Below are 12,603 nucleotides of genomic sequence, written 5' to 3' on the forward strand. Positions count from 1 at the left end.
TTTTGTAAGATACTGAATATCAAGGTTTTAAACAAGAAAATTCACCTTTTAAATCATTGATTTTCAATTATTTATAGTTTTGTCATGTACTGAAATCTTTACATAACGACCTCCCCAGCCTCCGTAACCAGGATTTTCCATATTTCTTAATCCTGTAGGTATATTATTTAAAAATGCGGGAGTATCGCCTTCAGCATTAAATTGTCCTTTGTTGTTTTCATAAGCGTTGCACAAAGCCCCATGATTTTTTAATATATTTTCTGTCATCCAGTCTGCCTCAAAATAACTTTTAATATTTTCAGGAAGTACCTTAGGCCAGATGTAAGCCATGCAATCAAACTGATCAGAAATTACGATGGGGAAATTGTATTTTTCCCAGTTTGGACGAATGTATTGCTGATAGGTTTTATCCTGTTCCCATATTAAAAACAGACGAAGCTTGCCGGCTACTTCTTCCATTCTTTCCGGATAATCTTCCTGTATTATTTTTAAAGCTCTTGATATTGTACTGCAGCCACCCCATGCTTGAATCCACACCGGACGACTATCGTTTTTATTAAGTAAAACACTAGCAATTAACTCAGCACCTTCGGTTCGTATATCATCTTCATCATTACCATTAATATTTCCTACTTTCCATTTACTCAAAAGAAAATCTGGCGAAGGATAATTCTGATCGTGAAGTAGGAGGTTGTCATATACTTTTGCATACAGATGAATATAATCCTTAATCCAATCCACCGGGTGAAAGGCATTCCAACCTTGTCCACCTACCCAATGAAATTGGGAACTGCTATTAATGATTCCTTCTACATCAAACTCATTACAAGTTAAAAGAAATCGTACCATGCTCGCCCTGTCATCAGCTTCACCATCAGTAGTTACAATAATACGAGGTTTCTCCGATTGGGCAAAAAGTATTGTGTTACATGAACACAGTATTAACAGTACGAGTAGATATAATTGTTTATTCATGATTTAGAGGTGTTTATTTATATATTTTAATCTGTCTTTTTTTTGCGGATCATTGTTAAAAAAATATTCTCTTAATTAAATTACTTCAGGATAAAAGAAGTAGTTCCAATAGGTTTGTTTGGTTGTGTAAAACATGTTGATAACTAGTAATATACAGGTGAGGTGTGGCATTATGGATGTATAACTCATTACCTGTATTACTCTAAATTTGACACATACTCTGATGGTAAAACACCAAACTTGTTTTTAAAAGCCTCTCTGAAATAAGCCAAACTATTATATCCAACTTTAAAAGCCACTTCCGAAATGGAAAATTCTCTGGAAATTAATAGTTGCTCTGCTTTTTGTAGCTTAATATCTCTCACAAAATCATTTGCTGTAGCTCCTGTAATAGCTTTTATCTTTCTTGAGTAAGATGAATAACTCATATTATGTTGTTGAGCTAAAAAGGCAATGTCTATTTTTTCTAGTCCTAAATTATTCTCAATAATGGATATGGTTTGATTTATAAACTCATTGTCTAATTTTGTTATTGAATTTGAAACCAATTCTTTTTTAAATACTTCAGAAGTAAAATAGGTAGCTATTTTTTCTCTTCCTTTTAATAAATTATTTACTCGTGCAGTTAGTAAAGTGGAACTAAAAGGTTTTGTTATATATGAATCAGCACCAATTGAATAACCTTCTGTTTTATCACTTTCAGTATCTTTAGCAGTAAGCAGAATTACTGGTATGTGAGAAGTACCTATATTTTCTTTTATTTGCTTACAAAACTCAACACCATCCATTATCGGCATCATAATATCGCTAATGATAATATCCGGCGTATTTTCGTTTAGTTGAAGGAGTGCTTCCTGACCATCACATGCAGTAATAATCTCAAATGAATGAATGAAAATATTTGAAATGTAATCTCTGATGTCTTTATTATCTTCAACGATCAACATTCGCTTAGTGCATTCTGTTTTTTCAATTTTGTCAGAAGTTTGATATGGCAAATGAATGGCGTGAGGATAAGTTTCATCTAGTTTTAAACGAAATACAAATGTAGTTCCTTGGTGTTCTATACTTCTTACATTTATGATACCTTCATGTAATTCAACTAATTTTTTTACCAATGCTAAACCAATACCTGTACCATTAACTGGTTCTGTTCTTTTAACCTGAAAATAACGATCAAATATTTTATCTAAATCACTTTCCGGAATGCCATAACCAGTATCTGAAACTTCAATTTCAAGCATGGCAACTTCGTTTTTACGAATTGTCCGGGCCATTACCTTAATGTTGCCTCTTTTTGTATTTTTTAAAGCGTTGGAAATTAAATTATCCATTATAATGGTAATCACTTCTTTGTCATAATACAATACAATGGATTTTTCTGTCATTAAATCAATTGAAAGGTCCTTGTTTTTATTCAGATCCTTGAACTTAAAAACAATTTCATGAAGTACGACGGAAATGTTATCCTTAGCAACGTTGAGCGTTTTGCTTTGTGTTTCACTTTTCCTGAATTCCAGTAATTGGTTTATGAGGGTAAGCAGACGATGGGCATTTTTATATATAAGTGAAAGTTTATTACGGTCTTCAGTATTTCGGTTTTTACTTTTTATCATGTCATCCAAAGGACCAAGAATTAGAGTTAATGGTGTTCTTAGTTCGTGGGTAATATTAGTAAAGAACTGTATTCTCTCCTTATTAGTTTCTAACTCTTGTTCATGAGTTTTTTGTTCAAGAATAAGCTGGCTCTCCAATTTTAGCTTACGTCTGTAAAAAATAACAATAGCGGTTCCTATCAGAAGAGCAATAGAAATGTAAATACATTTAGCCCACCAGGTTAAGTATATAGGTGGATAGATTTTAAAAGAAATTTGATCTGTTTGATCCGACCATTCCTGGTTGTGGATTCGGGCTTTTACAAAGAATGTATAATTGCCCGGAGGTAAGTTTCGGAAGGTAACATGGTTTTGCATTTTGGTTTGGTACCATTTATCTTCATCAAGTCCATGTAATAAATAAGCATATTCAACCTGATTTCTTAATCCGTAATCCAGAACATTGAAATCGATGAAAAGGGTGTTTTGTGTATGTGTTAATTTACCTGGATGATTAACAGGAAGGTTTATACTTGTAAACGGAAGGTCTTCAGTTGAGTCATACGCCTGAAAACCAGTAATAACAATGGGTGGTAAAACTATGTTTGAAATGCTGTCATTCGTATTAAAATAACATATTCCATCCTGAGAGCCTAAAAATACTGTACCATCATTGGTTTTTGACACAGCGCCATTTTTAAATGTACCTAAAGGAATTCCATCGTTATAGCTATAATTTTTTACTTTGGCGGAATGAATGTTATATAAGGATATACCTGCATTAGTTGTAATCCATATTTCCCCTTTTTTTCCTTCAACAACTGCCCGAATATAATTATCAGCTAAACCGGAATCTTTTGTAACGTTAAATGAATCATAGCTTTGGTTTTTAACTTTTGGAAATACCGTCACACCATTATTTGTACATACCCAGATTTGATTCAGTGAATCCTCATATAAATAATTAATATTATTAGATCCCAATGAATTATGCTCATTGAAGTTGTGTAGTAATTCAAATTCAGGAGTCACTACGCTCACCCCATTAATGGCACTACCAATCCAAAAATTACCATTTATATCTTCAATAATATTTCTGATGTAATTATCCTTTAATCCAATATTTTCCCCTTCTATTTCCTTTATTCCCTTATGCTCAGTATCGTAAACTATAACTCCATTATTTGTACTTATCCAAAGGTTTTGCTTACGATCTTCATAAATGGAAGCAACATACTTATCCCATTGGGGATTTCTGAAAATATCAAAGTTTTCAAAATCTCCTTTTTTAGTGTTATAACACATTATGCCATTTAAATCATTACCAATCCATAACAATCCCTTATTGTCAGTGAATAGACTAAGTATATCGCAGTCGAACGAAAAGCTTTTTTGTTTTTTGAAAATTCCAGTATCAAAATCCTTATTAAATTGATCGATAAAACCATTGCCAAGTCCCACCCAAAGTATACTATCATGAGAATTTGTAATACAATTTACAGCCTTATTACTTAAACCATTAAGCTCCCCTTTTATTGGTGAGTAACTTATTTGTTTAAAAAAAGGTTTGATATGATTGATTACATTAATTCCTTCTCCATAAGTGCCCAACCAGATATTTCCGTATGAATCATAATCAATAGCTTCAATAATTGGAGAGGATAATCCTGATGGTAAATCATTTGCTTCAATATGTTTAAATGTTGTGTTTTCAGGATGATCAAAATCTACAGTTGCTAGCTCTAATATATTTACACCACCTTTCCAGGTTCCAATCCATAATTGTCCATTGATTTCATGTATGCTACGAATATCATCATCAGATAAACCATCAGGATTTTTTGGATCGAATTTAAAAACTGTAAATAATTCAGTTTTAGGATTAAAAACAGCTAATCCACTGTGTGTGCCTAACCATATATGATTGTTAGAATCAATACATATATCCATTACTTCATTACCAGGTAGACCTGTAGGATTATCAGAATTAAATTCATAATGTTTTCCGGTTAAATCCTTAGTTGATAATACTGAAAATCCATTCCCCCAATGTCCAATGTATACATTGCCATTATGGTCATCTGCAATACATTTTATTTTAAAGTTGTTTGGAAGAGGTATATTCTTTAAATAGGAATGGATTACAGAATCGTTACTTACATCCAGCTTTTTGAGTCCATGCTTATACGTTGCGATCCATATATCACCATTTATATCAAAACATAAATCTGTTATTCCATTAGACAATGTACTGTTTACTCTATTTTCATAGGTAGGATAATGACTGAACTTTTCAGTAATACGATTAAAAACATTTAAACCTCCTCCTTTGGTCGCTATCCAAAGTAAATGACGTTCAGAGTCAACCAGAATTTTATTAATTCCGTTATGAGATATCGTATTTTCTGTAGTATCAGCTTTAAATACTTTAAAGGTATTTCCATCAAAACGGTTTAGACCCCATTCTGTACCAAACCACATAAAGCCTTCTTCATCCTGTGCTATATCAAGAATATAATGATCAGAAAGTCCATCACCGATCCCAATTTTATCGATCGTATTATTTTGAGCAATAAGTTCAACATTAAAAAATAAGATCAGGAGAATTACTATTTTATTATAATCTGTCATTATTTAAATTCAGCTTTCTCAAATATTGTAACAAATATTAGAATGTGGTGAGTGATGAAACAAATATAAAGTTTTACGAATTAAAGATAAAGAATAAGAATAAGGACTTAATTTAGTATTTTGAAAAAAGCATTCATTTATAGTAATATACACGCCCTTTAGTGAATAAATACCATCCCTGAAAAGTAAAATACAGTCTCTTGATATTATAGCAGACGACTAAATTTGTTCATCCTAATGATAAAAACTTAAGGTGTGAATTCGATTTCATATCAGGAATTAACTTTATAAAAAAATGAAGAGACTGCTTACATCTATTTTATTTCTATTTCTTTTTTATTCTTTTCTTCAAGCTGAAGGAATTCAAATGACCAATTTAAAAGTTGAGTACATAAAAACTCCATTGGGAATAGATATTCCAAAACCTAATTTCAGTTGGCAAATGATGGTTCCTAAAGAGAAAAGAGGTTATATGCAAAAGGCCTACCAGTTGGAAGTAATTAACGAGAAAGGAGAGGTTGTTTGGAATAGCGGAAAAGTACAAAGTGATATATCGGTTAATATTAAATATAAAGGTAAGCCATTAACAGCCACAACACGATACAACTGGAGCGTTAAAATTTGGGATAACCACAATAAGAAACATACTGCACAATCATGGTTTGAAACCGGACTTATGGACCCGGAACATAAAGATGCCACATGGGATGGGGCTCAATGGATTGGTGGAAACAATGAGGATATGGTACTCTATTCTCAATATCTTCCTGTTTTTAAATTAGGTTTTACGGTTAAGTTAGATGAGGAATCAAAGTCACAAAGAGCAGGTTTTATATACGGCGCCAATGATATGCGATTAAGAGATGCTAACAAAAACCTCTTTAATATTGAAAGCAAAAAAGATGAGTCGTACCTGAAAATAGAAATTGATGTTTCGCCTTTACTTAAAGGGGAGAATGCCAAGCTTCATTTGTACAGAGTAGGATATCATCCAAACGATAAAGCCGAGATACCATTTAAATCCTTTGCAATTTCGGAGCAGATTATTAATAGTGCCAATAAATACGATAGTCATCATATAAATATTTATTCGAACCTGGGAGATACCCGGATATTTATCGATGGGACTACTAAAGAAAATCAAATTGCCAGATTATATATAAATCCTATTGGTTATCGTAGTGGAGATTACATTGCATTTCCCGTTGTTGGAGATATAGGCTTTGATGTGCCGGAAAATCAAACAGTGTACTACTCAGAAGTGTCCATTAGTCATTTCAGACTACCTTCGAATGTAATATTCCGTGAGGATTTAGAGCGTAATTCGTACAATGGAATTTTTAAAGGTTTAACCATTAAAAACGAAGCCATTATAATAAATGGAGGAGATTCAGGGAATAAGATCATAGCGGATCCAAGTCAAAACTCAATGCCTTTGTTACGTACTACATTCAAATCTGATTCTGAAATTGCAAAGGCCCGATTGTATGTTACTGCTCGTGGAATTTATGAGATGTATATCAATGGGAATAGAATAGGGAATAGTTATTTTAATCCGGAAAGTACGCAGTATAATAAAACGCAGCTGTATCAGACTTATGATGTTACAGCTTTTGTTCATCCCGGACAAAATGCAATAGGTGCGATACTTGGCGAAGGTTGGTGGAGTGGAGGTATTACGTTTTTGGGTGGAAACTGGAACTTCTTTGGAGATCGTCAATCATTATTAGCCAAATTAGTCATTACTTATAAAGATGGAAGCGAAAAGATAATCACTACTAATCCGGATACCTGGACTTATTACAACGAAGGACCCATTAAATATGGCAGTTTATTTCAGGGCGAAGTGTATGATGCCCGAAAGGAAAAAGATATTGAAGGATGGAATACTGCTTCTTATGATGCATCAAAATGGCATCCTGCAACGGTTATACAAACGGAAGGAACAGTAAGTACTGAAGGCACAGCAAACTGGCCGGATTATAGTGACTTTGTGGAATCAAAAATGATAGGACAGATAGGTCCAACAGTGAAGCAAGTTAAAGAATTAACAGCAGTAGAAGTGATGGAGGTTCGTCCTGGTGTTTTTGTTTATGATATGGGACAAAATATGGTTGGAATACCTAAAGTTTTATTAGAGAATATGGAGGCAGGTAAGGAAATAATCCTACGCTTTTCGGAAGTGCTTTATCCTAAGCAGCCAGAATATGAGGCAAATACAGATATGCTTATGTTGGAGAATATCCGTGCAGCCATGGCTCAGGAAATATACATTACCAACGGTGCCAACAAACAAGTCATTCAACCTCGTTTTACCTACCATGGATTCCGGTATATGGAAATTACAGGTATCGACAAAGCATTACCTCTGGAATCCGTAAAAGGTTTGGTATTAAGTTCAGTTCATAAGCTGAGTTCCGGCTATGAAACCTCTAACCCTTTAGTTAATCAATTTTGGAAAAATATAACCTGGTCTACCTATGGCAATTTTGTATCCATTCCTACCGATTGTCCACAACGTAACGAGAGGTTGGGTTGGAGTGGTGATATTTCTGTATTCTCACGAACTGCCACCTATTTAGCAGATCTTCCTCTGTTTTTAAGGCGACATATGATGGCTATGCGAGATCTTCAAAGAGAAGATGGACATTTTCCGAATGTAGCTCCATTAGATGTTGGTTTTGGAGAAACGCTTTGGGGAAGTGCTGGTATTACTGTAGCCTGGGAATCGTACCAGCAATATGCCGACGTGGATTTACTTAGGGATCATTACGATGCCATGAAGAAATATATTGATTACCTCACTTCAAGAATAAATCAGAAGACTGGTATACTTTGCGAAGATGAACGAAATAAATGGTATGCATTAGGTGATTGGTTATCGTTGGAAGACAGCCGAAATGATAAAACATTATTATGGGAATCGTACTTTATTTACGACTTAGAAATAATGACTAAAGTGGCTTCTGTTCTGGGTAAGATTGAGGATAAAACACAACTTGAGGATCTTTACAATGAACGTAAAAAATTCTTTAATAAGACCTATATAGATGAGGAGAGTGGTAAGACTGCTTTTAATGGAAAAGTGATTGATACCCAAGGCTCGTATGTATTACCTCTTGCATTTGATATTATCAATGAGAGTAATAAGGATAACGTTATAAAATGCTTTATTAATTCTATTAAACGAGAGAATAAAATAGATAACGGACCTGTTTGTGAGCCATACTCATTGATGACAGGTTTTATTTCAACAGCATGGATTAATAAGGTCTTAAGTGATAATGGTTTTTCGAAGGACGCCTATAAGTTACTGCAGCAAACCAATTATCCATCGTGGTTGTACCCGGTAACCCAGGGAGCAACAACAATATGGGAAAGGCTGAACTCATACACACATACCAATGGATTTGGGGGTAATAATCATATGAATTCCTTTAATCACTATTCGTTTGGGGCTGTTGGATCATGGATGTATAACTACTCTTTAGGAATCAGGCGCGATGAAGATCATCCGGGATTCAAGCATTTTATTTTGCAGCCAGAACCAGATCCTACCGGAGAGATGATGTATGCAAAAGGATATTACGACTCGATGTATGGTAGGATAGAGAGTAGCTGGAATATGGAGGGTAGTAATTGCAATTATCGTTTTGTTGTTCCTGCCAATACAACTGCAACGCTATATATTCCTGTAGGAGATAACCAGACAATCACCTTAAACAAAAAGTATATAAAGGATAAAAACATAGTATTCCTTAAAAAGGAGAATGGAAAAGCTGTTTATACGCTAAATTCCGGCGAATATGAATTCAATGTGGTTCAATTACCTGAATGATCGTGCGAATTCCGGTATTTAAAAACTTGTTCTGTAAGGGCTATACATCAATCGTTTTTATATAAAACCACCAAGTCCCAATGACTCAAAGCTCCCGTATCGGGTTCAAGATTGCATCTTGGACCTTAGTTGTTAATACACAGTAGATTATCCGGTAGTTTGCAAATTACTCTGTGTCTTAGAGTCTCCGTGGTAAAATCAAACAGTTTATGTTTTACAACTAACACCCCGTATGACACTAATCGCAATGAAAGTCCGGTATTTGAAAGCCTTTAATGTTTTTTAAATGGAGGATTTTAAACTTCCAACTGCTTTATGTGTTTTATTCATATACTTTGATAGTATGTAAAATATCATTAAGTAAAGGGGGAAGATTTATTTCCTCTGATGATGATGTGTGTTACAGATTGTATATGATTAAATAAAAATACTAATATAGTTATGAATAATTCTTCAATACTAAGGGTAGAAGCGTTAGGTTTTCAATGGAAAGCACAAGATCCGTTTTTATTTTGTACTTATCACAAAGATGACTATCCAAAAGGAAATGAAAATCTGGGATTAGATGCGGAATATTTGACAGGAAGAAATATTGGTCAGGATTTTATTTCTAAAAATGGATTCAGAATGTATCATGGAAGTATGGTACCAGGATTTCCGTATCATCCACATAGAGGTTTTGAAACTATAACAATTTCAGTGAAAGGAGCGGTTGATCATAGTGATTCATATGGTGGTGCAGGACGGTTTAAAGGTGGGGATGTTCAATGGTTGACTGCAGGTAAAGGGATTCAACATTCCGAGATGTTTCCTTTACTTAACTCAGATAAAGATAATCCGTTTGAGCTTTTTCAGATATGGCTTAACTTGCCCTCAAAAAGTAAATTTGCTGAACCTCATTATAAAATGATCTGGAAAGAAAATGTTCCGGTTGTTAAAGTAAAAGATTCAAACGGTAAGGTAACGGAAGTTTCAATTATTGTTGGAACTCTGAATGAAATCAATGCACCTGAGCCTGCACCGGATTCATGGGCCGCAGATCCTCAAAACGAAGTTGCTGTATATACGATCAAAATGGAAGCGGGTTCAACATGGACTATTCCAAATACAGCAGAGTTGGTGAATAGAAATTTGTATTTCTATAAAGGCAAAACAATATCAATAGATCAACAAACCGTAAAGGATCAAAGCCTGATTACCTTAAATTCAAAGGAAGAAACTACAATTGTAAATGGTAGCGAAGAGGCTTTTCTTCTGTTGCTGCAAGGAAAACCGATTGAAGAAAAAGTAGTACAATACGGGCCTTTTGTAATGAATACTGAGCAGGAAATAAGAGATACCATTTCAGACTATCAAAAAACGCAGTTTGGAGGATGGCCCTGGCCAATGAAGGAACAAGTATGGGATAAAGCGAAAGGAAGATTTGCCATCTTTGCTGATGGAACTGAGGAAGAAAAATAGGTGTAAACTTAATTAGGGTCTTGCATAAATAATGACAAAAAATGAAGATAGGTCTTGTTGAATCACCTGTTATTAAATGTAATTTGGACAGCTTTGATTTATTTATCATTAAATCAGTCTGATATATGAATAGATTTGTAATGTGTGTAACTGATTAAACATTAATATTTTATGCATTACTTCGTTAGAATTTTATAATGTACAGATACTTAATGTATTGAATAATCTATAGTGGAATTGTTATCTTATTGATTTTAAGTGATTTGTAAATCAGTCTAATGTCTATTATCTAAAATCGAACGATCTATTGTTATGGAATATTTCATTTTATCACTCATTTGGGGATTTTATTTTGCTTTACATAGTGTATTGGCAAGTAATGACGTGAAAAGCTATTTTAAGAAAAGATTCCCTTCATTTTATCCTTATTACAGAATTTTTTACAATTTAATAGCCCTGTTTTTATTGATACCGATGCACTTATTTCAACAAAGTATCCCACCAATTATGCTTATTAATAAGGGAGTATTGATGAGCGTATTGGGAGGTGGAATTATGTTTGTTGGGTTGATTTTGGGGTTACTGGCATTTCGTAATTACAGTGGTAAAGAGTTTGTTGGACTAGATTTTCGGAATGATAATGTTGGTTTAAAAACAGGGAATTTGAATGTTTCCGGGCTGAACCAGTATGTACGACATCCGCTTTATTTTGCTACTCTATTAATGGTTTGGGGCTATTTTATTATTTGGCCAACATTAATGGTTTTAGTTATTGCATGTGTAATTTCAGTTTATTTGGTTGTGGGGACTAAATTGGAGGAGAAGAAGCTAATCGCTGAATTTGGAGATCAATACCTTCAGTATAAAAAGCAAGTTCCTATGTTAATTCCCTTTTTTATCTGTAAACCTAAGAAATAGTTGCGATATTAAAGTAATTCGTTTTAGCCTGAAACTCTCATTTTTAGTGGTATTTGTATAAAATGCTAATTATTAAAATGTGATTTGTTCATATTATAATTTCGCTTAAGATATGTGTTTAATAAATCAACACCTATCCATATTTAAAATCAGGCAAGACGGATTTCTCTTTTAATGTGAAAATCGATAAACAAACATTGATTTCATCCTTACGTTCAGCGAAGCGTCTCGCTTCGTTGTTTTATTCAGGCCTCTGGCCTTTTTCACTTCCTATTGTAGCCTATGGTTATGATAATACTCTAATTCAGAGCATAATCTTTAAAGTAAATTCTACTTTCATAATAAAAATAAGGTTGCTAATTGACCTATCAGGTAGCTGTTATATGGCAAAGTGCAAAGTGGATAGGGCAAAGAGTAGCGCAATGAGTGATGTATGTATATTAACTCAGCAAAGTTACTGTTTGATTGGTGTGTGTTATTTATCCGTGTAATTATATCGTGCTGAAAGCACAGTTCAATTTAGCCCAAGGCAACGCCTTGGGAATTAATATAAAGTTAATTATCGTCCTGTAAGGACAGCTCAAAATAAATTTGAAATATTCCAAAGTCCGGTATTCTTTAGCATAGTCTGTAAGTGCTGTATTTTGAATGAGTATAAATGGAATTAGGCGATTACAACCACCTCCCCTTCGTACCTCAGGTACTCCTCCTTTGTAAGGATGAGAATTTATGGGCAGCACTTATTTAATTGTAATTCACTTAAAAACAATTCTCGTATTATTATATTCTTTTTTTTAAAAGATTATTGCTTTGTTCGGCATAGTTCAAGTAAACTTGACTCTGCGCTCTTGTTCCATATTTCATAGGGAAATATTTTTCAATAAAGAAAGTTCTGACTTCTGTAAATATGGACTCAACGGCCTCATCTGGTGAACCATAAAACAAGATTCTGCAGTCGATAAAAAGCGGTATTGTTTGAGTCCTTGAGGAACGAAAGGATGAGTTCAGCGCTTTCGACGTAGGAATCGTAGTTTTATGAGAGAAGCAGGTGCAGCCTTGGGTTTTTTGCTTCCGTTATATTAGCATTTGCAGGAAATGGCTAAATTATGGATATAACAAAGAGACTCCATATGCTGCGTAAACTTATTTTTTGCTTGAGAATAAATCTAAAAAACGAATTAAGAA

The 12,603-nt window shown here is 33.9% G+C and carries 5 protein-coding genes; 3 read left to right on the plus strand and 2 right to left on the minus strand.

Annotated features, from left to right (window positions below; all coding sequences use genetic code 11):
* Positions 1–63: 63 nt before the first annotated feature.
* Together OM075_RS22785 and OM075_RS22790 are read right to left on the minus strand one after the other, a co-directional pair.
* Entirely contained in the window at positions 64–975 is a 912-nt protein-coding gene (locus OM075_RS22785; RefSeq protein WP_301192867.1) for a DUF1593 domain-containing protein, read from the minus strand.
* 197 nt (positions 976–1,172) lie between these two features.
* The gene (locus OM075_RS22790; RefSeq protein WP_301192868.1) at positions 1,173–5,201 is read right to left on the minus strand and encodes a hybrid sensor histidine kinase/response regulator transcription factor; all 4,029 of its coding nucleotides are present in this window, start codon (positions 5,199–5,201) and stop codon (positions 1,173–1,175) included.
* Positions 5,202–5,496: 295 nt separating this feature from the next.
* Here OM075_RS22790 and OM075_RS22795 point away from each other — a divergent pair, with 295 nt between their 5' ends.
* The 3 genes from OM075_RS22795 (at position 5,497) to OM075_RS22805 (ending at position 11,418) form a co-directional block, all read left to right on the plus strand.
* Entirely contained in the window at positions 5,497–9,039 is a 3,543-nt protein-coding gene (locus tag OM075_RS22795; protein WP_301192869.1) for an alpha-L-rhamnosidase, read from the plus strand.
* Positions 9,040–9,480: 441 nt separating this feature from the next.
* A complete protein-coding gene (locus OM075_RS22800; protein ID WP_301192870.1) occupies positions 9,481–10,500 on the plus strand; it encodes a pirin family protein in 1,020 nt (339 codons plus the stop codon).
* Between the two features lie 312 nt (positions 10,501–10,812).
* The gene (locus tag OM075_RS22805) at positions 10,813–11,418 is read left to right on the plus strand and encodes a methyltransferase family protein (RefSeq protein WP_301192871.1); all 606 of its coding nucleotides are present in this window, start codon (positions 10,813–10,815) and stop codon (positions 11,416–11,418) included.
* Positions 11,419–12,603 lie beyond the last annotated feature (1,185 nt).

Source organism: Plebeiibacterium sediminum (assembly GCF_026013605.1).
GTDB lineage: Bacteria > Bacteroidota > Bacteroidia > Bacteroidales > Marinilabiliaceae > Saccharicrinis > Saccharicrinis sediminus.